This is a genomic window from Actinacidiphila polyblastidii, from assembly GCF_036353415.1.
Lineage (GTDB): Bacteria > Actinomycetota > Actinomycetes > Streptomycetales > Streptomycetaceae > Actinacidiphila > Actinacidiphila polyblastidii.
Map to the genome: position 1 here is coordinate 90,115 of NZ_JAZEWV010000018.1, position 25,784 is coordinate 115,898.

The following is a 25,784-nucleotide window of genomic DNA, read 5'->3' on the forward strand; positions in this document are numbered from 1 at the left end:
TGGGGCGCCCGAAAACCGCCTTGAGTGGGATAGACTCAACTTGCTTCATGGTGCCGAAGGCAAGTCGTGGTGGCCACCGACCGTCACGACGTCGACGGCCGTCACATCCGTCACGACCGAAAGGAACCCGCCCTCGTGGACGCCGAGCTGACCAACAAGAGCCGGGAGGCGATCAACGCCGCCAACACGCGGGCCGTGTCGGAGGGCAACCCGGACCTGACGCCCGCCCACCTGCTGCTCGCCCTGATGGGCGGCGCGGAGAACGAGAACGTCCTCGACCTGCTGACCGCCGCCGGCGCCGACCCGGCCGCGGTCCGCGCGGACGCCGAGCGGCTCGTCGCGGCGCTGCCCAAGGTGCAGGGCTCCACGGTGGCGCCGCCGCAGGCCAACCGTGACATGCTCGCGGTGATCGCCGACGCCTCGGAGCGGGCCAAGGACCTCGGCGACGCGTATCTGTCGACCGAGCACCTGCTGATCGGGATCGCCGTCAAGGGCGGCCCGGCCGGTGAGGCGCTGACCAGGGAGGGCGCGAGCGGCCGCAAGCTGCTCGACGCCTTCGAGACCTCGCGGGGAGGGCAGCGCGTGACCAGCCAGGACCCGGAGGGCACGTACAAGGCGCTGGAGAAGTACGGGACGGACTTCACCGCGGCGGCCCGCGAGGGCAGGCTCGACCCGGTGATCGGGCGCGACCAGGAGATCCGCCGCGTCGTCCAGGTGCTCTCCCGGCGCACCAAGAACAACCCGGTGCTGATCGGCGAGCCCGGCGTCGGCAAGACCGCGGTGGTCGAGGGCCTGGCCCAGCGCATCGTCAAGGGCGACGTGCCCGAGTCGCTGCGCAACAAGCGGCTGGTCTCGCTCGACCTCGGCGCGATGGTGGCGGGGGCGAAGTTCCGCGGCGAGTTCGAGGAGCGGCTGAAGGCCGTGCTCGCCGAGATCAAGGACAGCGACGGCCGGATCGTCACCTTCATCGACGAGCTCCACACCGTCGTCGGCGCGGGCGCCGGCGGCGACTCCGCGATGGACGCGGGCAACATGCTCAAGCCCATGCTGGCCCGCGGCGAGCTGCGCATGGTCGGCGCCACCACGCTGGACGAGTACCGCGAGCGGATCGAGAAGGACCCGGCCCTGGAGCGCCGCTTCCAGCAGGTGCTGGTCGCCGAGCCGACCGTCGAGGACACCGTGGCGATCCTGCGCGGCCTCAAGGGACGCTACGAGGCGCACCACAAGGTGCAGATCGCGGACTCCGCGCTGGTCGCCGCGGCCACCATGTCCGACCGCTACATCACCTCCCGCTTCCTGCCCGACAAGGCCATCGACCTGGTCGACGAGTCCGCGTCGCGGCTGCGCATGGAGATCGACTCCTCCCCGGTCGAGATCGACGAGCTGCAGCGCTCCGTCGACCGGCTGCGGATGGAGGAGATGGCGCTGAAGAACGAGACCGACCCCGGGTCGGTCCAGCGGCTGGACAAGCTGCGCAAGGACCTCGCCGACCGCGAGGAGGAGCTGCGCGGCCTGACCGCCCGCTGGGAGAAGGAGAAGCAGGGCCTGAACCGGGTCGGCGAGCTGAAGGAGCGCCTCGACGACATCGACACCCGGATCGACCGCGCCCAGCGCGACGGCGACTTCGAGACCGCCTCCAAGCTGCTCTACGCCGAGAAGCCGAAGCTGGAGGCCGAGCTGGAGGAGGCCACCCGCGAGGAGCAGGAGGCGGCGGCCCAGGGCCCCTCGACCAACATGGTCAAGGAGGAGGTCGGACCCGACGACATCGCCGACGTGGTCGCCGCCTGGACCGGCATCCCGGCCGGCCGGCTGCTGGAGGGCGAGACGCAGAAGCTGCTGCGCATGGAGGACGAGCTGGGCCGGCGGCTGATCGGCCAGAGCGAGGCCGTGCGCGCGGTGTCCGACGCGGTACGCCGCTCCCGCTCCGGCATCGCCGACCCGGACCGCCCCACCGGCTCCTTCCTCTTCCTCGGCCCGACCGGCGTCGGCAAGACCGAGCTGGCCAAGGCGCTGGCCGACTTCCTCTTCGACGACGAGCGGGCGATGGTCCGCATCGACATGAGCGAGTACGGCGAGAAGCACTCCGTCGCCCGCCTGGTCGGGGCGCCCCCCGGCTACGTCGGCTACGAGGAGGGCGGCCAGCTCACCGAGGCGGTGCGCCGCCGCCCGTACAGCGTGGTGCTGCTCGACGAGGTGGAGAAGGCGCACCCCGAGGTCTTCGACGTGCTGCTGCAGGTGCTCGACGACGGCCGGCTCACCGACGGCCAGGGCCGCACCGTCGACTTCCGCAACGTCATCCTGATCCTCACCTCCAACCTGGGCAGCCAGTACCTGGTCGACCCGTCGCTGGGCGCCGACCAGAAGCGGGAGAACGTGCTGAGCACGGTCCGGGCGTCCTTCAAGCCGGAGTTCCTGAACCGGCTGGACGACATCGTGGTCTTCTCCGCGCTGAGCAAGGCCGAGCTGCGCAGGATCGCCCGGCTGCAGACCGACCGGCTCGGCGACCGGCTCCGCGAGCGCCGGCTGACCCTGGAGGTCACCGACGAGGCGCTGGACTGGCTGGCCGAGGAGGGCAACGACCCGGCCTACGGTGCGAGGCCGCTGCGCCGCCTGGTGCAGACCGCCATCGGCGACCCGCTGGCCCGCGCGATCCTGTCCGGCGAGGTGCTCGACGGCCAGACCGTACGGGCCGACCGGGCGGCCGGCGGACTGATCGTCGGCCCGGTGACCGGGCCGGATCTCAGCAAGTGACCGCGCGGTTGCCACTTGCGCCCCGAGATGGGGGAGGATGGCTGGGAGACGTCACGAAGGGACTTCACGGTGAGCATCGACCCGTCCTCGATTCCTAGTTTCGGGGGCCAGCCGGACCCCGAGCCGACCGGCCCCGGCCAGGTCGTCATCCCCGACCAGGAGCTGGTGAAGCAGCTGCTGGACCAGATGGAGCTGAAGTACCTCGTCGACGAGGAGGGCGACCTGGCGGCCCCCTGGGAGGAGTTCCGCACCTACTTCATGTTCCGCGGGGAGGGTGACCAGGCGGTCTTCGCCGTGCGCACCTTCTACGAGCGTGCGTACAGCGTCGACGAGAAGCCGCAGCTGCACGAGGTCATCGACGACTGGAACCGCCGCACCCTGTGGCCCAAGGTCTACACGCACACCCACGACGACGGCTCGGTCCGCCTGATCGGCGAGGCGCAGACGCTGATCGGCCTGGGCGTCAGCCTGGAGCACTTCGTGTCCAGCACGGTGAGCTGGGTGCGGGCGTCGATCGAGTTCGACAAGTGGGTGGGCGAGACCCTGGGCCTGGAGAAGGACGCGGAGGGCGACTCCGACGCCGATCCCGGCTCCGACGAGGAGTGACCCCGGGGCGGCGGGCGGCCGTGCCGCCGGCGCTCGGCCCGGCGTTCGGGCCGGCGTTCAGACCGGCATGCTGACCGCGGTCAGCACGTACGCCCCGTAGCCCAGGGAGATCCCGGCCAGCGCGACCACCGCCACGGCGGCGGCGCGCGGCCGGGCCCTGCTCAGCGTCACCGCGCACGGGGCCAGCAGCGGGAAGGCGGGCAGCAGGAAGCGCGGCTTGGACGAGAAGAAGTCCGTGCCGCCCAGCGCGATCACCACGAGCACCGCGGAGTACGCCAGCAGCGGCAGCGGCATCCGGTCCAGCGCCGCCAGCACCAGCAGCAGCACCGCGCCGCAGCACAGCGCGGCCGTCAGGTACGCGGTGAGCGAGTCGGTGGTCAGCGCCATGTGCCTGACGTAGCCGAGCGCCCAGTGGCCGAAGTCGAAGTCCGAGCCCCAGCGGTGCTGCACCCGGAAGTAGCCGAGCGGTCCGCCGGCGGGTTCGCCGGAGCCGGGCGCGGCGCTGTGCAGGCCGGCCCAGACCACGTAGGCGCACCAGCCCAGCGGGGAGGCCGCCGCCGCCAGCCAGGCGCGCCGGTCCTGCGGCCGGCCCTGCCGCCTGCGCTGCCACCCGTCGGCGAGCACCGCGGCGCACACGGCGGCCGCGACCGCCACCGCGTTCGGCCGGGCCAGGCCGGCCAGCACGCTCAGCGCCGCGGCGGCCGCCCACCGGCGGGTCAGCGTCGCGTACAGCGCCCAGGCGGCCAGCGCGCACATCATCGGCTCGGTGTACGCCATGGTCAGCACCACCGAGTACGGCAGCAGCGCCCACAGCAGCACCAGCGCCGTCGCGGTGCGGCGGCCGTAGCAGAGGTCGGCGACCGCGAACACGCCCCACGCGGCGAGCACGGCGCTCAGCCACGCGACCAGCAGCGCGCACACCACCGAGCCGGCCGGCAGCACGGCGTCCACGGCGTGCACGGTCGTCGGGTACAGCGGGAAGAACGCCAGGTCGCTGTAGCGCAGGTCCGGACTCTTCCAGCTGGGGATGAAGGTGCCGTATCCCCAGTCGGCGATCCGGTGGTACCACAGGCCGTCCCACGCCAGGCCGAGCACGTCGCGCGGGTGCTTGCCGCGGTGGTGCGCCACCAGCGCGACCGCCGCGATCCCGGCCAGCCGCGCCACCACGAACACCGTCACCGCGGCCCGCGCGCGCCGCCAGCCCGCGCCCACCGCCCGTACGTGGGCCCGCGCGCCGCCCGGAGTGCCGGCCGCGCCGGCCGCCTGCGCGGCGTGCGGTGCCTCCGGCGTGCCCGACGGCGTCGGCGCGGGTGCGGTCCTGCTCACGCGGCGGCTCCCTCCCCACCCCGAACATGTACGACACGGACATCTCGACTATCCGCGCCCCCGCCGCCGCCCAGCCCCGGGACACGCCCACCACCCCCCGTCCGGACGCCGGGCCCGCCGTCGTCGGGGGCTCGGCCGGGTGCGGTCCGGGCCGTCCTAAGCTTTGGCCATGACCTCGCCCACGCTGACCCCGTGCACGCTCACCGCCGGTGACCTCCTGCTGCGGCCGCTCGTCGAGGCCGACGAGGCCGCCGTGACCGAGGCGATGGCGGACGCCGGCATCCTGCGCTGGGCCGCCGGCCGCGTGGTGGCGGACGCGGCACCGGCCGACCGCGGCCGGGTGTGGCTGACGGCCCGGCTGACCGCCTGGTCGTCGGGGACCGCGGCCTTCGCGATCACGGACGCGGACGGCGGCGGCTTCCTCGGGTACCTGGGCCTGCGCGACATCCAGCGCGTGCCCGACCAGGCCGTCGCGGCCTACTGGGTGGCGCCGGCCGCCCGGGGCCGGGCGGTGGCCGCCCGCGCGCTGGACGCCGCGGCGTCGTGGGCGTTCCGCCCGGCCGCCGAGGGCGGGCTGGCGCTGCACCGGATCGGCCTGGACCACGCCCTGTCCAACGAGGGCTCCTGCCGGGTCGCCACCCGCGCCGGCTTCCGCGTCGAGGGCACGCTCCGCGAGTCCTTCGTCGACCCGGCCGGCCTGCGCCACGACTCCCACCTGCACGCCCGCCTCGCCACCGACCCGGGCGGGCGGCCGCGGCGGGGGTAGCGCGCGGAGCGACGCGCGAGCGGGCGCCGGAGCGGACGCGCGAGGAGGCGCGAGGAGGCGCGAGGGAAGGGGGCGGGGGGCCTCCGGCCAAGGGCTTTGCATGATCATGCGATCCAATGCATACTCTTCCCATGTCCAAGGTCCTCACCTCCCTTCCCGCCGGCGAGCGCGTCGGCATCGCCTTCTCGGGCGGCCTCGACACGTCCGTCGCGGTCGCGTGGATGCGCGACAAGGGCGCCGTCCCGTGCACCTACACCGCCGACATCGGCCAGTACGACGAACCCGACATCGGCTCGGTGCCCGGCCGCGCGAAGACCTACGGCGCCGAGATCGCGCGCCTGGTCGACTGCCGCGCCGCGCTGGTCGAGGAGGGCCTGGCGGCGCTCACCTGCGGGGCGTTCCACATCCGCTCGGGCGGCCGCGCCTACTTCAACACCACCCCGCTCGGCCGCGCCGTCACCGGCACGCTCCTGGTCCGCGCGATGCTCGAGGACGACGTGCAGATCTGGGGCGACGGCTCGACCTTCAAGGGCAACGACATCGAGCGGTTCTACCGCTACGGCCTGCTCGCCAACCCGCACCTGCGGATCTACAAGCCCTGGCTCGACGCCGACTTCGTGCTGGAACTCGGCGGCCGCAAGGAGATGTCGGAGTGGCTCCTCGCGCACGGCCTGCCGTACCGCGACAGCACCGAGAAGGCGTACTCCACCGACGCCAACATCTGGGGCGCCACCCACGAGGCGAAGACCCTGGAGCACCTGGACACCGGCATCGAGACCGTCGACCCGATCATGGGCGTGCGGTTCTGGGACCCGTCGGTCGAGATCGCCGCCGAGGACGTGACGATCGGCTTCGACCAGGGCCGCCCGGTCACCATCGACGGCCAGGAGTTCGCCTCCGCCGTCGACCTGGTGTCGGCGGCGAACGCCATCGGCGGCCGCCACGGCCTGGGCATGTCCGACCAGATCGAGAACCGGATCATCGAGGCCAAGAGCCGCGGCATCTACGAGGCCCCCGGCATGGCGCTGCTGCACGCCGCGTACGAGCGCCTGGTCAACGCCATCCACAACGAGGACACCCTCGCCCAGTACCACAACGAGGGGCGGCGGCTCGGCCGGCTGATGTACGAGGGCCGCTGGCTCGACCCGCAGGCGCTGATGATCCGCGAGTCGCTCCAGCGCTGGGTCGGCGCCGCCGTCACCGGCGAGGTGACGCTGCGGCTGCGGCGCGGCGAGGACTACTCGGTCCTCGACACCTCGGGCCCGGCGTTCAGCTACCACCCGGACAAGCTGTCCATGGAGCGCACCGAGGACTCGGCGTTCGGCCCGGTGGACCGGATCGGCCAGCTCACCATGCGCAACCTCGACATCGCCGACTCCCGCGCGAAGCTGGAGCAGTACGTGCAGCTCGGGCTGATCGGCGCGGCGGGCCCGGCGGTCGGCGCCGCCCAGGCGGCCGCGACCGGGCTGATCGGCAGCATGCCGCAGATGCCGGAGGGCGGCGCCGAGGCGATCGCCTCGCGGGGCGAGGTCTCCGAGGAGGAGGAGCTGCTGGACAGCGCGGCGATGGAGTTCGGCACGGACTGAGGCCGGGGGCGGGCCTCCGGCCGGGGGCGGGGGCGCGGCCCGGAGTTCTGGGGCGGAGCCCGGGGCCGGGGGCCGCGGCCGGGCGGGCTTCGCGGACAGGTACCAGCTATGGCGCACGGAGAAGGCGGAGTTGCGGACCGCGGCGACCAGTTCGGGGGAGCCGGTGGCCCAGGCCACACCTCGGGCACGCATTCACGCGTTCGCGGCCCGACGGTTCGCGTCCGTCCGGGCGGACAGCTCCGGCCGGCGCCGCGTCAACGCGGCGGACCGGCGGTCGGCCGCCTGCACCGGGTTGCCGGCGTCGCTGACCGGGTGCCGTTCGCCGAGGCGTTCGCCGGGCATGTCGCCCCCGTGTCGCAGGGAGGTGCCGGCTGCCGTCCCTCGCATCCGCTCGGCATGGCCCGTACCCCGGGCCTCGGTCGGAGGAGCCAGGTGGAGCATGGCTGCGCGCAGGAGGAGCAGGAGGGCGGTGTTCAGGCCGGACGCGTCGCCCGGCCGCTGGTCGGCGGCGTGGTCGCGTGCGGCGTTCCCGTCGGGAACGCCGCCGGGGCCCCGGCTCTCCGGGGTCGGGGCACTCGGTCGGCCGTCGAGAGCCTCGATCAGCGCCAGCGCGGCGGACCGCAGGCCGACCGGGTCGGCCGGGGGAGGGGAATCGGGCGTCGCCGCGGGCGGAAGACGCGACTCGCCGTGGCGGCCGAATGCGGGATCGGAAGCAGCTTTCTCGGCCAGGACTTGACGGCGTTGCGCGACCAGAGAGCCCGCGGTGACCGCGAAGAGTGCCTCGCATTCGCGGACCAGCGTCTCGGACGGGAGCCTGCGCCCGCTCTCGAAATCCGCGATGGTGCTGTGGGCGCTGTAGCCGAGCCGGCGGGCCAGTTCCCGCAGCGACATTCCCTCCTCTAATCGGAGTCGGCGCAGGGTGACGGCGAATGACGTCTGTGCGGATGATCGACTTCCGCGCTGAGCTCCGACGCCATTGACGCCGTCCACCTCATCCGGTCTGTCGCCTGCGGCTGTGTCCTGTTGTCCCAAGCGGAGCACCTCCTGCTATTGGGTCGGCACCCGTCGGCAGGGCGTCGGCCGGACCTGGCGGACCGGCCTCGCCGGACGGCTCATGGCGCGGCCGTACGGGGCCGCGTGAGAAACCCCGATGACATGGCCTTTCTCAGTGCACGGCAGATTCCTGTGCGTCGTGGCCATCTACGACCGACGCCGTCGTCCGGTGACCGTACAAGTGGCCATTCCCATACCACGTATGGAGGTCTGGCGTATCGCTTCGGAAGCAAATTCCTTTCTGTCAGCGACCGAATTTATTGTGTAGGTGTTGACCTTGGCGTGTCAACGGCGCATCGGCGGTGCGGAGGTTCCGGTGCCTGCATGACCATCGGCTGGACGCGATGTGAGCCGATCTACGCCTTTGTGGTTACTTCCTTCGTCCGATGCCGCGTCGGACGGGAGATATTCCGCGAGCGGTCTGCAATCGGTCTGCAATCGGTCGGCGGTTGTTCTGTGGTTGTTCTGTGAACGTTCTTTGCCGTTGGTCGCCCCCGGTCCGGTTGGTACATCTGTGGCGCAGGGTGTCCTCACCTCGCAGCACCTCCCTCCGTTTCAGGAAGGCACTGACATGAAGAAGATCGCGATTCGCAAGGCCGGCTCGGTCAAGCTCACCAGCGTGGGCGCCTCGCTCTACGGGTGCGGCTGCGACGCGGCCTGACGCTTTCGCCGCGCACGTGTCCGCGGTGTGTCGTGGACACGTGCGCGGCTTCCCACGTCTCCCACCGACAACGCCTGTCCCAGGGCGGAGGACCCCTTGGCGCAGCCTTCCCCGCCGGACGCACGGTATGACGGCCGCCCGTCGCGCATCGCCTTCCATCCGCTGGTATTCCAGCCTGACGGGGACGAGACGACCGTGGGACGCATGGACACCGGTGTCTTCGTCGTGCTGCCGGACGACGGAGCCGCCCTGTTGCGCCGCATGGTCGACGGCGCCGATGCCGACGCCGCCGCCGACTGGTACCAGGACCAGTACGGCGAGACCGTGGACGTCCACGACTTCCTCACCGACCTGGCGGAACTCGGATTCGTCATGGACGGCGAGCAGCCTGCGCCCTCCGCGCAGGAGGACGTGCCAGTGCGGTGGCAGCGCCTGGGACGCGCGCTGTTCTCGCGGGCCACCGCTGTGCTGTTCGGATGCCTGATCGCCGCCTGGGCGGCCGTCGTGGCGTTCGACCACTCGCTGGCGCCCACGTACCACCGGCTGTTCTTCACGCAGTACGTGTCGGTGATCACCGTGGTCCTGCTGGCCGCGCAGACGCCGCTCGTCCTGCTCCACGAGGCCGCGCACGCGCTGGCCGGACGCCGGTTGGGGTTGCCCTCACGGTTGTCGGTGGGGCGGCGCTTCCACTACCTGGTGTTCCTCACCACGATGGACGGCCTGGTCGCGGTGCCCCGCCGCAAGCGCTACCTCCCCATCCTGGCCGGCATGCTCACCGACGTCGCGGTGCTGGCCGCGCTGACGCTGTGCGCCGCCGCGCTGCGCGGTGCCGGCGGGACGGGGTCCGCCGTGGCGTCGGCGGCGTTGGCCCTCGCCTACCTGACCGGGCTGCGCCTGCTGTGGCAGGGCTGGTTCTTCCTCCAGACGGACGTCTACTACCTGGTCACCACGGTGTTGGGCTGTGTCGACCTCCACACCACCGCCCGGCAGCTCAACGCCAACAGGTGGCGGGCCTGGACCGGACGTGCACCGGCCCACGACCCGGACCGGTGGCATCCGCGTGACCGTGCCGTCGCCCGCTGGTACGCGGTCCTCATGATCGTCGGCTACGGCGTGTCGTTGACGACCTTCGCGTTCGCCATCCTGCCGGGCACGGTCCACCTGCTGCGCATGGTCTTCTCCCGCTTCACCGCCGGTTCCGCCGACGCGCCGCAGATCGCCGACAGTTGCGTCTTCCTGCTCCTGATCGTGGGCCAGGTGGCGTTCGCCGTGTGGCTGTCGGTGCGGCAGCGCAGGGCCCGTCCGTCCGCCGCCCCCGTCTCCGCCTCGTGACCTCGGAGGTCGTCATGCCCACAGCCCGCACGGTTCCCGCCGGGACGGACGGAGCCACCGGCGGTGTCACCGCCGTGGCCCCCGCCACCGCCGTGGCCTCCGCCACGCGCACCGACGCGTCCGGCGCGCCGGCGGCCCACGTCCTGGTGATCGGAGCGCACCGGCGTGACCGTCTGGCGTGCCACTCCGGGCTTGACCTGCCGGCCGCCCTCGTTCCGCCCATCCACGCCCACCGGCGGTTGCGTGGTCCGTACACGGCAGCGGGCACGCTGCTGCGCGCGATCGTCCCCCGGGTGCTCGCGGCCCGTGCGGACCTGCTGGAGCCGTACGTGGTGGAGATCCTCACGGCCGCCCCCGAGCTGCGGTCGCTCGTGCCCGCCGCACCCGAGACGCTCACCTCGCTCGCGGCGCCGGAGGAGCGGACCCGCTATTACTCGAGGCTGCGGACCCGGCGCATCGCCCACGGCCTGACCGACTTCCTGTCGGATGCCTTCGCGGCGGGAGTGCTGCCACCGGGGTCGGTGCTGGTGGACGCGGTGGACGAGGCGGACCCCACGGATCGCGAGTTCTTGGCGGTACTTCTGCGGCGGATGCCGTCGCGCCGGCTGACGTTGGTGGTCAGCGGCACCGGGCACCTGCTCGATTCGCCGGCCGCGGACGACCACGCGGAGCCTGGGCTGGAGAGCCCGGAACTGCTGACGCCGGACCTGCTGGACGGCCTGCGCCTGGTGCGGGCCCCCGCCGTGCCGGCCGCGGCGTCCGGAGCCGATCCCGCGGCGCTGGCCGAACAGTACGTGAACGGCGACTGCGTCGACGACGAGCTGCGCACGGCGTACTTGCTGGTCCCGACGGAACTGCGGCAGCGGATGCACGATCGGCGGGCAGCCGAACTGGAGGCCGCCGGCGAGGCGTCGTCCGCGTGGGGCGCGCTGCCCCACCACAGGGAGCACGGGAGCGACCGGCTGGGCAGCGGCGCTGCGAGCCTGCTGAAGGCGGTCAACGACTGCATGCGCTTCGGGTTCTACGACGCGGCGGCCGACTTCTGCCGAAGGGGACAGGCGCTGGCCGACTGGGAGCAGGACGAACGCATGCGCTGGAAGTTCACCCGGAAGCTGCCGACGTGCCTGTCGGCGCTCGGCCGGGTGGAGGAAGCCGAGGCGACCTGCGACGAGGCTCGCTCCAACAGCGTCGACCCGCTCGTCCACATCGAGTGTGCCTACGCCACGGCGATGCTCTACACCCGCCACCTCGCACCGGAGCGGCGGGACCACAACCGGGCGATGGGGTGGATCAACGAGGCGATCGCCCTGGCGTCGCTGCTGCCGGACGCGAGCGAGCGTGCGTTCCACAGCGTCTTCCACCGCAACGGGCTGGCGCTGATCGAGGCGCACCGGGGCAATCCGCAGGCGGCGCTGCGCCTGGTGACGTCGGGCATCGAGACCCTGGACCGCGAACTGGGCGCCGAAGAGCACCAGTTGCACCGCTCGGTGCTGCGGCACAACCGGGCGCAGGTGCTGGGCGCGCTGGGCCGTCTGGACGAGGCGCTGGCGGACCTGGACGCCGTACTCCGCGTCGACCCGGGCTATCCGGAGTACCACTTCGACCGGGGCAACCTGCTGCGGAGGATGGGACGTCCGCAGGAGGCCCTGGCGGCGTACGACCAGGCCGTACGGCTCGGGCCGCCCTTTCCCGAACTGTTCTACAACCGCGGCAACGCCCGGACCGACGTGGGGGACCAGGAGGGGGCCCTGGACGACTTCAGCCGGGTTCTCGTCCTCGAACCCGACAACGTCGACGCGTACGTGAACCGGGCGGGGATACGGCTTGAGCGGGGGGAGACCGCGCTCGCCGAGACGGACGCCCGCGACGGGCTCGCCACAGCGCCCGACCACGCGCACCTCCTGACCGTGCTGGGAGAAGTGCACGCCGAACTGGGACAGCACGTGCAGGCCCGTGACTGCTTCGACCGGGCTCTGCGCAGCGACCCGGACCTGGTGGCCGCGTGGAGCGGCCGCGCCGCGGTCGCCATGTCGATCGGCGGGACGGCCGCGGCGCTGGTCGATCTTGCCCGGGCCGCTGCGCTGGCGCCTGACGACCCGGCGGTGCGCTACAACCATGCCTTCGTGCTGCGCGAGGCAGGGCTCCGGGACGAGGCGCTCGCCGAGCTCGACGTGGCCGCACTCCTCGCCCCCGACGACCCGGACATCTCGGCTGCCCTCAGCGACTGGCGCCGAAGCTGACCCCGCCGGTGACCCGGGCCCCCGTTGTCACACACTCATCCGGGTGAATGCTCGCTGTGCCGTTCGGTGAGCGGGTGGGGCCCACGCGGGATCGCGTGGCGCAGCCGGTCGTACCGGCTGCGCCGACCCGGGCCTCCTCAACGGTCCGCTGCGCGCTGCTGCCCGAGCGTCTGAGAGCCGCCGGCACCCTTGCTGGGAGTGCTGCGGCAGTCAGGCTCTACACGTAGTAGACGTAGAGCGCGTAGACGGGCGCGTCCCAGTCACAGCGCCAGGCCTGCCGGTGGTAGCTCGCACCGACGCTGTCGCAGGTGGACTTGTACTGGTACTCGCCGATGTAGATCCACGGGTTCCCGAGGGGCTTTGCGACACCGGAGGCGGCGCGAGGGGCGTCGCTGCCGGTGGCCGCGACAGCCGCGCCGGCCGGGACCACTCCGATCAGGCCTGCGACCGCCACGGCGCAGGCCGTCCGGCGCAGGAATCGCTTCGTCGTCGTCATGGACATCTCTCTTCTCTCGTTCGGGAGGTGGGCCCCGGGGAGCGCCGGGGCGGGTGCGGGTGGGCCGGTCCGGAGCGATCTGACGACGCGTCACAGGGGCACCCGTCGCCCATACATACGCCGCCGTCGCCGCGGGGGTTGCACGGCCGGGAGATGCCTCCTCGGACGTCTGCATCGACTTTCCCGCCGACGAGAACTCGGCTCCCGACCTGGCGATCCTTCGTGAGGACGCCCGGCGGGACGGCAAGCGCTACAGCTTCGAAGACGTCCTGCTGATCTCGGAAGCGGTCTCGACCTCCTCGGCCCGCAAGGACTACGACGACTGCACGGCCGAGTACGGCCGCTACGGGATTCCGGTCTACCTGGTGGTCGACCCGTACGCCCAGGAAGTCGACCTCCACACTCAGCCGACCGGCACCGGTCACATCGCTGCGCACACCCACAAGTACGGCACCGGTGAGCTCGCCATCCCCCTCGCGGACGGTCGCACCTTCACCCTGGACCTCGACGAACTTCCGCGCCCCGAGGCGGACGCCCGCTGACGGCGGTACCCGCCACAGGACCGGTTCACGGAACGCAGCCCGGCAGCGCAGCCCGATCACGTGAGGACATATACACAGTCGTCGTGACGAAGGCCGCCCGGCGCCTTGTAAGGCGGCGCTCAGCCGCTGAAGGCTTTGCGGAGGCGTTCGGCGGCTTCGCGGAGGACGTCTTCGCGTTTGCAGAAGGCGAAGCGGACCTGGGTGCGGCCGGCGGTGGGGTGGTCGTAGAAGACGGAGTTGGGGACGGCGACGACGCCGCATTTCCCCGGTAGTTCGCGGCAGAAGGTCAAGGCATCGGTGCCGGGGGCGAGGTGGGCGATGTCGGTGGTGATGAAGTAGGTGCCCTGGGGGGCGTGGACCTGGAAGCCGGCGTCGGTGAGGCCGGCGGCGAGCAGGTCGCGTTTGGCCTGGAGGTCGTCGCGGAAGTCCGCGTAGAAGGCGTCGGGGAGGGCGAGGGCCTCGGCGACGGCGTACTGGAAGGGCCCGGAGGCCACGTACGTCAGGAACTGCTTGGTGGTGCGGACGGCGGCGACCAGTTCGGGGGAGCCGGTGACCCAGGCCACTCCGTTTTCTACACCTATTCGCCCACGATACTCATACCGCCTGGACGAGCGGCAGCGATGCGATTCTCCAGGAGGTGCCCAGGCCGCATCCGCTGATCCCTTCGACCTAGGATCCCGCGCCGATGAGCAGCCATGATGAAGAATGGCGACCGTGAGCACTTCAGACATTGCCGATGCCCTGGGTACCCGAGAGACGCCGTGGCTTGAGTTCAAGAGCGCAGCGAAGCGCGAGGGCAGGCGCGGCGACGCGATCGGCAACGCCGTGTGCGCGATGGCCAATGACCTCGCCGGACAAGGAGGAGGAGACATCCTCATCGGAGTGGACGACAAGGGTGAACCGGTTGACGGCATCGACATCAGCGACCGGGCACTGCTCGCGCTGACAGATCTCCGGGACGACGGCCGGATCCTTGACCGTCCTTCGTTCACCGTTGAGGCGGTCGTCTATCGGGGCAAGCCGGTAATCCGTATCCGCGTGGAGGCATCGGCAACGCCGCCTGTGCGCTTCGAGGGCGTCGTCTGGGTCCGGCCTGGCCCAACGACGCGACGGGCGACGCGCGACGACGAACGGGTACTTACTGAGCGCCGACGGGCCGCCGATGGCCCCTACGACACTCGCCTGTTGCCGTCGAGCACGCTGCACGACCTTGACCTCGAGCTTTTCCGCAGTACATACCTGCCGGCGGTGGTCGACCCGGACGTGATCGAGGAGAACGGGCGGCCATTGCCTCAGCAACTGGCTTCGCTGCATCTGAGTCGCTCGGTGGACGACCCAGTTCCGACTGTGCTGGGTCTGCTGGTCGTGGGATTCGACCCGAGCAGCTTCATTCCGGGTGCCTACGTGCAGTTTGTCCGTTACCAAGGCGTCGACTTCGATGCTCCGATCGCCGACGACCAGGAGTTGCGGCAGAACATCGTTGACACTGCCGCACGCTTGGAGCCCGTCCTCCGCGGACACCTACGGACCCGACTCGTGGAGGACGGCTTCCGCGAGGAACAACGGCCCGAATATCCATTCGAGGCCCTACGAGAGGTCTGCATGAACGCACTCATGCACCGAAACTACGAGACCTCCTACGCTGCGACTCGCATCGCCTGGTTCGATGACAGGATTGAGGTCACCAATCCAGGCGGCCCGTACGGGCAGGTCCGAAGCGACAACTTCGACCGCGTAAATGACTATCGCAACCCTTCGCTGGCCGCTGCAATGAAGTCACTCGGCTATGTCAACAGGTTCGGCCGAGGTATCGGGCGGATCCGGGCTGCCCTGGAGCGCAACGGCAATCCTCCACCTGAGTTCCAGGTCGATGATTCATCGTGGTCGGTGACTCTGAGGAGGGCTTCATGACGTCTATCGCGCTCTTCAACAACAAGGGTGGTGTCGGAAAGACCACTCTGGCTTATCATCTGGCGCACATGTTCCAGCGCATCGGATTTCGCGTTCTCGCGGTGGATCTCGATCCGCAGTCGAACCTCACGGCCATGTGTCTGGATGAGACGGAACTGGAGGAACTGTGGGAGGACTCTTCCGAGCTCATCGAGCAGGGTGTGAAAAACCCCGCCTTCCCCGCCACCGGACGAGTCGGTCCGGGTCAGACGATTGCTGACGCCGTCCGCCCTATCCTTGAAGGCACGGGCGATATCAAGACAGTCCGCCCTGCTGCTCTGGCGCCAGGTCTCTGGCTACTGCCGGGAAGTCTTGAACTGAGCCGATTCGAGGACAAGCTTTCCAATGAATGGTTTAAAACCTACGCAGGGGATATCGCGGCGATCAGGACGACAACGGCCTTCCATCGTATCGTCCAGGAGGCTGCCGAAGCGGTGGAAGCAGATATCGTCCTCATCGACATTGGCCCCAATCTGGGTGCGATCAATAGAGCTTCACTGCTGGCCGCAGATGCAGTGCTCATGCCACTCGCAGCGGACCTCTTCTCTCTCAAGGGTTTGCGCAATCTCGGCCCGACGTTGCGGAATTGGCGGCAGGACTGGCAACAGTCTATTCTGCCCCGTGTGCCCACCAATATCTCAGCACCCAGGGCGCTGATGCAACCTCTCGGGTATGTGATCATGCAACCCGAGATGCGCCTTGACCGCCCGGTCAAGGCGTACGCCCGGTGGTTGGAGCGTATCCCGTGGGTCTTCGGCACGGCTGTATTGGGTCAGGAGACGGCATCTTCCACTGATCGTTCTTACGAGATCGCGACGCTGAGAAATTACCGAAGCCTCATGCCGCTGGCTCACGACGCCCGGAAACCGATGTTCGACCTCAAGCCAGCCGATGGAGCGCTCGGCAGCACACAGAAATACGTTCAAACCTGCTTCCGGGAGTTTCGGGCGCTGGCCGAATCGGTTTTCTCCCGCCTCGCGGAGCGGGAGGCCCAGACGGGCCACGCCGCAGAGGATTGACCACGACTCATAGCCGCTCTCAAGGCTGGTTCACGTTCTGTGGGGCGAAAGGTCCTGAACTCATTTGGTCGAGCGCCGCAAGCGGTTGGCGGCTTCCTGGAGGACGTCGGGCTTCTTGCAGAAGGCGAAGCGGACCTGGGTGCGGCCGGCGGTGGGGTGGTCGTAGAAGACGGAGTTGGGGACGGCGACGACGCCGGCGCGTTCGGGGAGGGTGCGGCAGAAGGTCAACGCGTCCTTGCCGGGGGCGAGTGCGGCGATGTCGGTGGTGATGAAGTACGTGCCCTGCGGCTCGTAGACCTGGAAGCCCGCGGCTCGCAGGCCCGCGGCCAGCAGATCGCGCTTCTCGCGGAGGTCGGTGGCGAAGTGGGCGTAGTAGCTGTCGGGGAGGGCCAGCGCCTCGGCGACCGCGTACTGGAACGGGCCCGAGGCGACGTAGGTGAGGAACTGCTTGGTGGTGCGGACGGCGGCGACCAGTTCGGGGGAGCCGGTGACCCAGCCGACCTTCCAGCCGGTGAAGGAGAAGGTCTTGCCCGCCGAGGAGATGCTGACCGTGCGGTCGCGCATGCCGGGCAGTGAGATGAGGGGGGTGTGCGCGGCGCCGTCGAAGACCAGGTGCTCGTAGACCTCGTCGGTGACGACGAGCAGGTCGCGTTCGACGGCGAGTTCGGCGATGGCGGCGAGTTCGGCGGCGGTGAGCACCATGCCGGTCGGGTTGTGGGGGGAGTTGAGCAGGAGCAGCCGGGTGCGCGGGGTGACCGCGGCGCGCAGTGCGTCGAGGTCGGGGCGGAAGTCCGGGGCGTGCAGGGTGAGCGGGACGCGGACTCCGCCGGCCATCGCGACGCAGGCGGCGTAGGAGTCGTAGAACGGCTCGAACGCGATGACCTCGTCGCCCGGTTCGAGCAGCGCCAGCATCGCGGCCGCGATCGCCTCGGTGGCGCCCGCGGTGACCAGGACCTCGGTGTCGGGGTCGAAGTCGAGCCCGTAGAAGCGCTGTTGGTGCGCCGTGATCGCGTGGCGCAGCTCCGGGACGCCGGGCCCCGGCGGGTACTGGTTGCCGCGGCCGTCGCGCAGCGCGCGCACCGCGGCCTCGCGCACCGCCTCGGGGCCGTCGGTGTCGGGGAAGCCCTGGCCGAGGTTGATCGCCCCGGTGGCGAGGGCCAGCGCGGACATCTCGGCGAAGATCGTCGTGCCGAGGCCCTCCAGCCGCCGGTTCAGCACCGGCCTGCGTCCGGCTTCGCCCGTGGCCCGCATCCGACCCCACCCGCTTCCGTCACCCGCGCCCCACGGCGCACCGAATCCGACGACGACCGCGGGCTCCGACCGCGAGCCCGCGCCGCGCCGACGTCGAGCCGACTGCGACCCGCGAAGGGTACGAGACCACGTGAACACCTGAACCCACAAGCGCTCCAAGGGATGGAAAGTACGCACAGATGGGTAAAAACGCTGAGGGAACCCCTCGTTTCGTGATTCCGTAGCCATTGGACACCCTTGGACTCCCCAACATCCCCGGGGTCCGCGGACTTCACGTGGGTGCGAGCCGGCGCACCTCCTCGGCCTGACCGGACCCGGACCGAACTCCCTCGGGCCGGGTTCTCCGGCGGGCGCGGGTCGGCCCCTCTCGTCCACCGTGCCTGTTCCATCGCCGTGCGTGATCCACTGCGTGCCTGCGTGCCTGTTCCACTGCGTGCCTGCGGAGCCGACCCCATGCTCACCACCCTTCAGACCGCTTACACCGACACCCGCGCGGGCGACCTCGCCTGGTGCCTCGGAAAGGAACCACTGCCCGCGCTCGCCGTGCTCGACGTCGAGGTCGGCGACGAGCGCGGCCTGCGCGCCCAGGTCGAGTTACGGCTGCTCGGCGCGTCCCACCAGGTGCTGGTCGACGCCGGGCGCGGCGGCTGCTCGGAGACCGTGGCGTGCCTGCCGGGCAGCCAGGCGCCGCTGCCCTTCGGCGTGGCCCGCCGGGTGGGGCCGTGGGACTACGAGTTCGCGGCGCGCATCGAGACGCTGTCGAGGGGCTCCTTCGAGGGCCGGGCGCAGGAGTTGCTCGCGCTGGTCGCCGACCATCCGCACGGCCTCGCCGGTACCTTCCCCGGCGACGAGAACGCGTTCACCGCCCTGCTGGTGCAGTGCACGACCGGGGGCGTGCGCTGGCGCACCTGGCACGCGTACCCGCAGGAGGGCCGGCTGGTGGCCACCAGGACGCAGATCCGCGCGCTGACGTGAGCGCGTCCGGCGAGCCGACGGGCGTACGGCACGCGGTGTACGGGCGTACGGCACGCGGTGTGCGACAGGCGGTGTACGGGCGTACGGCACGCGGGGGCGCGCGGCCGGGAGCGGGGGCGCGTACGCGTCCGCACCGCGGTACGGCCGTGCGTCGGAGTCCGCCGATCCCACTCTTGTGAGTGACATGCCGCGACGCAGCCCTGACATAGCGTGCACATCATGATCGATCAGCGCGGCCGCACCCAGGCCCCTCCGCCGCTCGGCGCACGCCTGCCCGTGCCCGCGGGGGCGGCCCGCGCGCTGGTGCTCGCCGCGGTGTTCGTCTGCGCGGCCTGCGGTCTCGTCTACGAGCTGGAACTCGTCGCCCTCGCCTCCTACCTGGTCGGCGATCCCGTCACGCAGGCGTCCGTCGTGCTGTCGGTGATGGTCTTCGCGATGGGCTGCGGCTCGCTGCTGGCCAAACGGCTGCGGCTGCGCGCGGCGGCCGCCTTCGCCGCCGTCGAGTCGGTGCTCGCCCTGGTCGGCGGGCTGTCGGTGATGACGCTGTACGGCTTCTTCGCCTGGTACGGGCAGGCCAGGCTCGCGCTGGTCGGCTGCACCTTCGCGATCGGCGTGCTCATCGGCGCGGAGGTGCCGCTGCTGATGACGCTCGTGCAGCGGATCAGACGGCAGGACGCGGGCGGCGCCGTCGCCGACCTCTTCGCCGCCGACTACGTGGGCGGCCTCGTCGGCGGGCTCGCCTTCCCCTTCCTGCTGCTGCCGCGCTTCGGCCAGTTGTCCGGCGCACTGGCCACCGGCGTCGTCAACGCGGTGGCCGGCGGAGCGGTGGTGCTCTGGCTGTTCCGCGCGGACGTGCCCCGGCGGGTGCGCGGCCAGCTGCTGCTCGCCAACGTCGCGGTGCTCGCCGTCCTCGGCTGCGCGGCCGCTGCCGCGGGGCCCTACGAGCAGGCCGCCCGCCGTGCGGTCTACGGCGGCCAGGTGCGCGTCGCCCAGCAGGACGCCGAGCAGGAACTCGTGCTGACCGGCGAGGCCGCCCCGGCTTCCGCGCTGTCGTCGTTACGGCTCTACGCCGACCGGCGGCTGCGCCTGTGCGGGGCGGACGCGGCGGCGTACGGGCGGGCGCTGGCGGACCCCGCGCTGAGCGGTCCCCCGCCGGCCGCTCCGGCGCCGGCCGGCTCCGCGCTGACCGCGCCCGCCGGCGGCACGGCGGCTCGCGTGCTGCTCCTCGGCGGTGGCGACGGCGTCGCCCTGCGCGAGGCGCTGCGGCGGCCCGGAGTCCGCGCGGTCACCGTGGTGGACGCGGACGCCGCGATGCTCCGGCTCGGGCGCCGCGATCCGGGGCTGGTACGGCTGAACGGCGCCGCCTTCGCCGACCCGCGGGTGCGCACCGTCACCGCCGACCCCTTCGACTGGCTGCGCACGCAGGCGGGTCACCGCGCGTACGACGTGATCCTCGCCGACCTGCCGGAGCAGGGAGGCGCGAACTCGGCGAAGTTCTCCTCCGAGGAGTTCTACGGGCTGGCCGCACGCGCCCTCGCGCCCGGCGGGCGGATCGCCGTCCACACCGGCGCCGCAGCGGTGTGGACGGCGGCCGCCACCCTGGGCGCGGCCGGCCTGCCGGCCGTCGCGTACCGGCCGCCCGGCCGCACCTGCACCCCGCCCGCCACCTGGACCTTCCTCCTCGCCGGCGGGCCGCGCGGCGGCTCGGGCGGCGGTCTCGCGCCACGCGTCCCGGCCGGCTCCCGGCTGCGCCCGCCGCCGCACCTCCCGCCCCCCTCGACACTCCTCCACCCGCGCCCTTAGGGCCGCCCAGGAGCGCCGGACCGGAAAAACGGGCAACGCCCAGCCGCCATGGCGGCGTCCTCCTGGGTAGGCTCCGCCGCATGGAGCACGAGTCCTTCGTCCCGATCCCGCCCGCCCGCCTGACGCACGCGCTGCGCTCGGCGGCCACGGTCACCGCGAGCCTGCCGGGCTGGCAGCCCGACGACCCGGCGGGCACCGGGACCGAGACCCCGGCGGACGACGTGGGCGCGGCCGCCGCGGGAGACGCCGGGCCCGACTCCGGTTCCGATCACGCGAGCGGCAGCGCCCCCGGCAGCAGTCCGCAGGGCCGTCTGCGGCTGCGCGTCGGCGGGTCCACCATCACCTACCGGGCCACGCTGAAGGTGAGCGGTGACGCCTCGCCCTTCACGCTGGAGGCACACGGCGAGGAGGTCCGCGGCACCGGCACGGCCACCGTCGCGCTCGAGGTGCGGGTGGAAGCGGCCGCGACGCCGGAGCCCGGCACGAACCTGGTCTTCCGCGGCAGCGGCACCGCCACCGGACGCGTCACGGGCTACGACGACGCGGTCGTGGAGGCCGCGCTGCGCCGCCTGCTGGACCGTTTCTCCGCGGGTCTGGCCGAGCGCGCGCCGCAGGAGCCCGACGTCGTCGACGACCTCGGCGAGCCCGCGCCGCCCGCGGGCGTGGACGACTTCGAACTGGTCGAGGTCGAGGTGGAGGTACCGGAGAGCGCCGCCGCGCTGGACGACCTGGTGACGCCGGCCGAAGCCGCACACGCCCGGCGTACGATGATCGGCCGCAGCGCCGAGGAGGTCGACCACGCGCCGCCGCGCGGCCGGTACGCGCCGGTGCCCGCACCGGACGCCTCCTCCGCCGCGGCCACGCTGCGCTGGGCGGCCCCCGCGGCCGCCGCGCTGCTCGCCTCCGCGGTCGTCGTCGGCCGCGTCCTGCGCCGCCGGCGGTGAGCCGACGCCGGTGGGCCGACGCCGGTGGGCCGACGCCGGTGCGCGGAGGCCGGTCCCCGCGGGGGGCCGAACGGGCGGCGTGCGTGAGGCGCGTGAGCCGCGCGGGCCCCGCCCGCTACGCTCGGTTCCGTGGAGAATGAAACGAAGCTGACGGCGGGCGACGCCGAACTGACCTTGCAGCCCGAGAACGGCTGCCGGATCGCCTCGCTGAAGGTCGGCGGGACCGAACTCCTGCGCCAGGGCGACAAGTTCGGCGCCTTCATCATGGTGCCGTGGTGCGGCCGCACCGAGAACGGCGTGTTCCGCAACGGCGGCGTCACCCACCAGCTGCCGGTCGACGCGCCCCCGCACGCCATCCACGGCACCGGACGGCACACCGCCTGGCGCGAGGCCGAGCCGGCCACCGCGACCACGGCCGCCTTCCAGTACGAGCTGAAGGACCCGTGGCCGTACCCCGGCCTGGTCACGCAGCGCGTCGAACTCGCCCCGCACTCGGTGAAGCTGACGCTCGGTGTGGAGACCGCGGGCGACTCCTTCCCCGCGCAGGCCGGCTGGCACCCGTGGTGGCTGCGCAACCTCGGGCGCGGCGGCCAGGACGTCGAACTGACCTTCAGCGCCGCGTGGCAGGAGGAGCGCGGCGACAACCACCTGCCCAACGGCAACCGCATCGACCCCCGGCCCGGCCCCTGGGACGACTGCTTCGGCATGCCCGAGGGCGTGGACGTCGCGCTGACCTGGCCCGGTGAGATGCGGGTGCGGGTGACCAGCGCCAGCGAGTGGGCGGTGATCTACACCGAGCAGCCGGAGGCGGTCTGCGTCGAGCCGCAGTCCGGCCCCCCGAACGGCCTCAACACGCTGCCGCGCCTGGTCACGCCGATCGACCCGCTGGAGATCTCCACCACCTGGAGCTGGCAGACGATCGGCTGACGCGGAGGGGACGCAGGGGCCGCCGGGCGGTATCGGCCCAGGTCAGGGGCGGGTGCCGGGACCTCGGCTAGGCTCGGCGGCATGACCGACGACGTACGCACCGCCCTGCTCGGGCACATCCAGGACAAGGCCGTCGTGCACGGCAAGGTGACCCTCTCGTCCGGGCTGGAGGCCGACTTCTACATCGACCTGCGCCGGATCACCCTGGACGGCGCGGCCGCGCCGCTGGCCGGGCAGGTCATGCTCGACCTCACCGCCGACCTGGACTTCGACGCGGTCGGCGGGCTGACGCTCGGCGCCGACCCCGTCGCGACCTCGATGCTGCACGCGGCCGCCGCGCGCGGGCAGCGGCTGGACGCCTTCGTGGTCCGCAAGGCCAACAAGGCGCACGGGCTGCAGCGCCGTATCGAGGGCACCGAGGTGAAGGGCCGGCGGGTGCTGGTCGTGGAGGACACCTCCACCACCGGCGGCTCCCCGCTGACCGCGGTCGAGGCGGTCCGCGAGGCGGGCGGTGAGGTGGTGGCGGTCGCGGTGATCGTCGACCGCGGCGCCGCCCCCAAGATCGCCGAGGCCGGACTGCCGTACCTGGCCGCCTACTCGCTGGCCGACCTCGGCCTCGGCTGAGCCCCGCACCGGGCTGAGCCGCCGCCCCGGTACCGGCCGTCCGCGGACCGGTACCGAGGTGGTGTACTCGTTCGAGTCTGGGAAGATGAGCGCGACGATGACGTCGCCACCCCGGCAGTACCACCCGCACAGTCATGAGGAGCGGACACGATGCCCATCGCAACCCCCGACGTCTACAACGAGATGCTCGACCGCGCGAAGGCGGGCAAGTTCGCCTACCCGGCGATCAACGTCACCTCGTCGCAGACGCTGCACGCCGCGCTGCGCGGTCTCGCCGAGGCGGAGAGCGACGGCATCATCCAGATCTCCACGGGCGGCGCGGAGTTCCTCGGCGGCCAGTACAGCAAGGACATGTTGACCGGCGCGGTCGCGCTCGCCGAGTTCGCGCACATCGTGGCCGAGAAGTACCCGGTCACCGTCGCGCTGCACACCGACCACTGCCCGAAGGACAAGCTGGACGCGTACGTGCGGCCGCTGCTGAAGATCTCCCAGGAGCGCGTGAGCGCCGGGCGCGACCCGCTCTTCCAGTCCCACATGTGGGACGGCTCGGCCGAGAACCTCGACGACAACCTCGCCATCGCCAAGGAGCTGCTGGCCGAGGCCGTCAAGGCCAAGATCATCCTGGAGATGGAGATCACCCCGACCGGCGGCGAGGAGGACGGCGTCTCGCACGAGATCAACGACTCCCTCTACACCACGGTCGACGACGCCTACCGCACCGTCGAGGCGGTCGGCCTCGGCGAGCACGGCCGCTACCTGCTGGCCGCCTCCTTCGGCAACGTGCACGGTGTCTACAAGCCGGGCAACGTCGTGCTGCGTCCGAGCATCCTCAAGGAGCTGCAGGACGCGGTCGCGCAGAAGTACGGCAAGGGCAACGCCTTCGACTTCGTCTTCCACGGCGGCTCCGGCTCCACCGAGGCGGAGATCAACGAGGCGCTGGAGAACGGCGTCGTCAAGATGAACATCGACACCGACCTGCAGTACGCGTTCACCCGGCCGGTCGCCGGCCACATGTTCGCCAACTACGACGGCGTCCTGAAGGTCGACGGCGAGGTCGGCAACAAGAAGGCGTACGACCCGCGCGTGTGGGGCAAGGCGGCCGAGGCCGGCATGGCCGCGCGCGTCGTGGTCGCCGCGGAGAACCTGCGCTCCGCGGGCAACAAGCGCAAGTAGGTCCCGACGGGTCCGGGGGCCGGCCGCGCCTGCCCCCGGGCCCCTCCTCGCGGCCGCCCTCCGGACCCGGGTTCCCGCGGGCCGGGGAGCGGGCTGTTTTCGGGTGGGCGCTCGGGCAGACTGGAACCCATGTCCACTCACGAAAACCTGCTCGGGGGACCCGCCCCGACCCATCTGCCCGACGACCCCGAGCCGCGCGAGCTGCTGGCCTCCGGCACGGCTCCCGCGGAGGTCGCGGCGAAGTACCCGGCCTCCTCCCTGGTCTGGGCGCAGCTGTCCGACGACGCCTTCGAGGCGGGGCGCGTCGTGGAGTCCTACGCATACGCCCGCACCGGCTACCACCGCGGCCTGGACGCGCTGCGCCGCGCCGGATGGCGCGGGCACGGGCCGGTGCCCTTCGAGCACGAGCCCAACCGCGGCTTCCTGCGCGCCCTGCACGCGCTGGGCCGCGCGGCGCAGGCGATCGGCGAGGACGACGAGTACGAGCGCTGCTCCACCTTCCTGCGGGACAGCTCGCCGACCGCCGCCGACATCCTGGGCTGACCGCCGGCCACTGCTTCCGCGCCGCGCTGACCGCGGCGCCGCCCCGGCCGCGCCGTCACGCGCGGTGATCCCCGCTGGTCCGCGCGTGATCCACCGCGGACCAGCGGGGATCGGCCTGCCGCCCGGACGAATGTCGCAGTCTTGCCACAGAGGACCGGGCCGCCGAGTGCCGTGCATACTCGGTATGCCATCGTACGGGTGTACGCACACTTGTTGCGGCAGAGCAGCGCCAGGGGGCTGGGCGGCGGTTTCTGCCGCGCCGCACCAGGGGGAGCCTTGGCAGCACGAAGCCGTCGACGCACGCACAACCGCCGCCGGACCAAACGCCGCGCCGCAGCCGTGGGACCGATGGTCCTGCTGATCGTCCTCGCCCTCAGCTGCGGCGTGGGCTACGCGTACTGGCAGTCCTCGCAGCGGGCGGAGTCCGCGGCCGCTCTCGACGACGGGCTGTCCGCCACCTCCCCGCCGCCCTCGGCCACCGGGCACGCCGAAGGAACCACGCCGGCCACCACGCCCACGACCGCCACCACGCGGCCCACCCCCAGCCGCACCGTCAAGCCGTCGGCGAAGCCGAGGACGCGGAGCGTCCCGACGTCGGGCAGCGGCTCCTTCAGCACCGCGCACGCCAGCGGCAGCGCCTCGGGGCACGGCACCCTCCGCCGCTACAAGGTCGAGGTCGAGGGCGGCATCGACCTGGAGCCGTCCGCGGCCGCGCAGGAGATCGCGCAGATCCTCGCCGATCCGCGCGGCTGGACCGCCGACGGGCACGACGGCTTCCAGCTGGTCTCCTCGGGACCGGCCGACTTCGTGATCAAGATCGCCACGCCGGACACGGTGGACTCCATCTGCGGCGCGGCCGGCCTGCTCACCCATGGCGAGGTCAACTGCGACGTCGGCAGCGTCGTCGTGGTCAACCTCAAGCGCTGGATGCTGGGCTCGCCCGAGTTCCACGGGCGCATCCAGGACTACCGCGCGCTGATCATCAACCACGAGGTCGGCCACCGTATCGGCCACGGCCACGAGGGCTGCCCTGGCCCCGGCAAGCCGGCGCCCGTGATGATGCAGCAGATCTACGGCCTGCACGGGTGCACGGCCAACCAGTGGCCGTACGACAGCCAGGGCCACTACATCCAGGGCCCGTCGGTGCCGTGAGCCCAGGGGCCCCGGTCCCGGCCCCGTCCCCGGTCCCGTCCCGCGTCGGGACGCGGGCGCGCAC

General features: G+C 71.9%; 20 protein-coding genes and 2 pseudogenes. 17 read left to right on the forward strand and 5 right to left on the reverse strand.

Annotated elements, in window-relative coordinates:
* The first annotated feature begins 135 nt into the window (after positions 1–135).
* Both clpB and V2S66_RS21400 read left to right on the forward strand, forming a co-directional pair.
* A complete protein-coding gene (clpB, locus tag V2S66_RS21395; protein WP_330797517.1) occupies positions 136–2,751 on the forward strand; it encodes an ATP-dependent chaperone ClpB in 2,616 nt (871 codons plus the stop codon).
* A gap of 69 nt (positions 2,752–2,820) precedes the next feature.
* Positions 2,821–3,357, forward strand: coding sequence for a type III secretion system chaperone family protein (locus tag V2S66_RS21400; RefSeq protein WP_330797518.1), 537 nt, complete (start codon positions 2,821–2,823; stop codon positions 3,355–3,357).
* 57 nt (positions 3,358–3,414) lie between these two features.
* On the opposite strand, the gene V2S66_RS21405 is transcribed toward V2S66_RS21400, so the two are convergent.
* Positions 3,415–4,683: a hypothetical protein gene (locus V2S66_RS21405; RefSeq protein ID WP_330797519.1), complete on the reverse strand. Its 1,269-nt coding sequence runs from the start codon at positions 4,681–4,683 to the stop codon at positions 3,415–3,417.
* 169 nt (positions 4,684–4,852) lie between these two features.
* On the opposite strand from V2S66_RS21405, the gene V2S66_RS21410 reads away from it, so the two are divergent.
* Together V2S66_RS21410 and argG are read left to right on the forward strand one after the other, a co-directional pair.
* Positions 4,853–5,449, forward strand: a complete 597-nt coding sequence (locus V2S66_RS21410) for a GNAT family N-acetyltransferase (protein WP_330797520.1) — start codon at positions 4,853–4,855, stop codon at positions 5,447–5,449.
* 131 nt (positions 5,450–5,580) lie between these two features.
* Positions 5,581–7,035, forward strand: a complete 1,455-nt coding sequence (gene argG / locus V2S66_RS21415; RefSeq protein WP_330797521.1) for an argininosuccinate synthase — start codon at positions 5,581–5,583, stop codon at positions 7,033–7,035.
* A 192-nt stretch (positions 7,036–7,227) separates the two neighbouring features.
* On the opposite strand, the gene V2S66_RS21420 is transcribed toward argG, so the two are convergent.
* Positions 7,228–8,067 carry a helix-turn-helix domain-containing protein gene (locus V2S66_RS21420; RefSeq protein ID WP_330797522.1) on the reverse strand — a complete coding sequence of 280 codons (840 nt, stop codon included), beginning with the start codon at positions 8,065–8,067 and terminating at the stop codon, positions 7,228–7,230.
* Positions 8,068–8,953: 886 nt separating this feature from the next.
* Between V2S66_RS21420 and V2S66_RS21425 the strand changes: the two genes are divergently transcribed.
* Positions 8,954–10,081 (forward strand): hypothetical protein, encoded by a 1,128-nt coding sequence (locus V2S66_RS21425; protein WP_330797523.1) that lies wholly within the window; start codon positions 8,954–8,956, stop codon positions 10,079–10,081.
* A gap of 14 nt (positions 10,082–10,095) precedes the next feature.
* Positions 10,096–12,321, forward strand: a complete 2,226-nt coding sequence (locus tag V2S66_RS21430) for a tetratricopeptide repeat protein (RefSeq protein WP_330797524.1) — start codon at positions 10,096–10,098, stop codon at positions 12,319–12,321.
* A 217-nt stretch (positions 12,322–12,538) separates the two neighbouring features.
* Here V2S66_RS21430 and V2S66_RS21435 read toward each other — a convergent pair whose 3' ends face one another.
* The gene (locus V2S66_RS21435) at positions 12,539–12,817 is read right to left on the reverse strand and encodes a hypothetical protein (protein ID WP_330797525.1); all 279 of its coding nucleotides are present in this window, start codon (positions 12,815–12,817) and stop codon (positions 12,539–12,541) included.
* 167 nt (positions 12,818–12,984) lie between these two features.
* Between V2S66_RS21435 and V2S66_RS21440 the strand changes: the two are divergent.
* A pseudogene (locus tag V2S66_RS21440) lies at positions 12,985–13,359 on the forward strand (Uma2 family endonuclease); the annotation flags it as partial.
* A gap of 119 nt (positions 13,360–13,478) precedes the next feature.
* Here V2S66_RS21440 and V2S66_RS21445 read toward each other — a convergent pair.
* A pseudogene (locus V2S66_RS21445) lies at positions 13,479–13,922 on the reverse strand (aminotransferase class I/II-fold pyridoxal phosphate-dependent enzyme); the annotation flags it as partial.
* A 142-nt stretch (positions 13,923–14,064) separates the two neighbouring features.
* On the opposite strand from V2S66_RS21445, the gene V2S66_RS21450 reads away from it, so the two are divergent.
* Complete coding sequence (locus V2S66_RS21450) at positions 14,065–15,270, forward strand: ATP-binding protein (RefSeq protein WP_330797526.1); 1,206 nt, start codon at positions 14,065–14,067, stop codon at positions 15,268–15,270.
* Positions 15,267–16,328, forward strand: coding sequence for a ParA family protein (locus V2S66_RS21455; RefSeq protein WP_330797527.1), 1,062 nt, complete (start codon positions 15,267–15,269; stop codon positions 16,326–16,328). The genes V2S66_RS21450 and V2S66_RS21455 overlap by 4 nt, the downstream gene beginning before the upstream one ends.
* A 60-nt stretch (positions 16,329–16,388) precedes the next feature.
* On the opposite strand, the gene V2S66_RS21460 is transcribed toward V2S66_RS21455, so the two are convergent.
* Complete coding sequence (locus V2S66_RS21460; protein ID WP_330797528.1) at positions 16,389–17,579, reverse strand: pyridoxal phosphate-dependent aminotransferase; 1,191 nt, start codon at positions 17,577–17,579, stop codon at positions 16,389–16,391.
* A 453-nt stretch (positions 17,580–18,032) separates the two neighbouring features.
* Between V2S66_RS21460 and V2S66_RS21465 the strand changes: the two genes are divergently transcribed.
* The 8 genes from V2S66_RS21465 to V2S66_RS21500 all read left to right on the forward strand — a co-directional run bounded on the left by V2S66_RS21465 (position 18,033) and on the right by V2S66_RS21500 (position 25,720).
* On the forward strand, positions 18,033–18,554 hold the full coding sequence (locus V2S66_RS21465) for a DUF2617 family protein (protein ID WP_330797529.1): 522 nt from the start codon (positions 18,033–18,035) through the stop codon (positions 18,552–18,554).
* Between the two features lie 219 nt (positions 18,555–18,773).
* Positions 18,774–20,357, forward strand: coding sequence for a spermine/spermidine synthase domain-containing protein (locus V2S66_RS21470; RefSeq protein ID WP_330797530.1), 1,584 nt, complete (start codon positions 18,774–18,776; stop codon positions 20,355–20,357).
* A gap of 80 nt (positions 20,358–20,437) precedes the next feature.
* Complete coding sequence (locus V2S66_RS21475; RefSeq protein WP_330797531.1) at positions 20,438–21,301, forward strand: SRPBCC family protein; 864 nt, start codon at positions 20,438–20,440, stop codon at positions 21,299–21,301.
* Positions 21,302–21,430: 129 nt separating this feature from the next.
* Positions 21,431–22,228: an aldose epimerase family protein gene (locus tag V2S66_RS21480; RefSeq protein ID WP_330797532.1), complete on the forward strand. Its 798-nt coding sequence runs from the start codon at positions 21,431–21,433 to the stop codon at positions 22,226–22,228.
* A gap of 81 nt (positions 22,229–22,309) precedes the next feature.
* Positions 22,310–22,852, forward strand: a complete 543-nt coding sequence (gene pyrE, locus V2S66_RS21485) for an orotate phosphoribosyltransferase (protein ID WP_330797533.1) — start codon at positions 22,310–22,312, stop codon at positions 22,850–22,852.
* Between the two features lie 150 nt (positions 22,853–23,002).
* Positions 23,003–24,025, forward strand: coding sequence for a class II fructose-bisphosphate aldolase (fbaA, locus tag V2S66_RS21490; protein WP_330797534.1), 1,023 nt, complete (start codon positions 23,003–23,005; stop codon positions 24,023–24,025).
* A 129-nt stretch (positions 24,026–24,154) separates the two neighbouring features.
* A complete protein-coding gene (locus V2S66_RS21495) occupies positions 24,155–24,568 on the forward strand; it encodes a DUF3151 domain-containing protein (protein ID WP_330797535.1) in 414 nt (137 codons plus the stop codon).
* A 348-nt stretch (positions 24,569–24,916) separates the two neighbouring features.
* Positions 24,917–25,720: a DUF3152 domain-containing protein gene (locus V2S66_RS21500; RefSeq protein ID WP_330797536.1), complete on the forward strand. Its 804-nt coding sequence runs from the start codon at positions 24,917–24,919 to the stop codon at positions 25,718–25,720.
* The last annotated feature ends 64 nt before the right edge of the window (positions 25,721–25,784 follow it).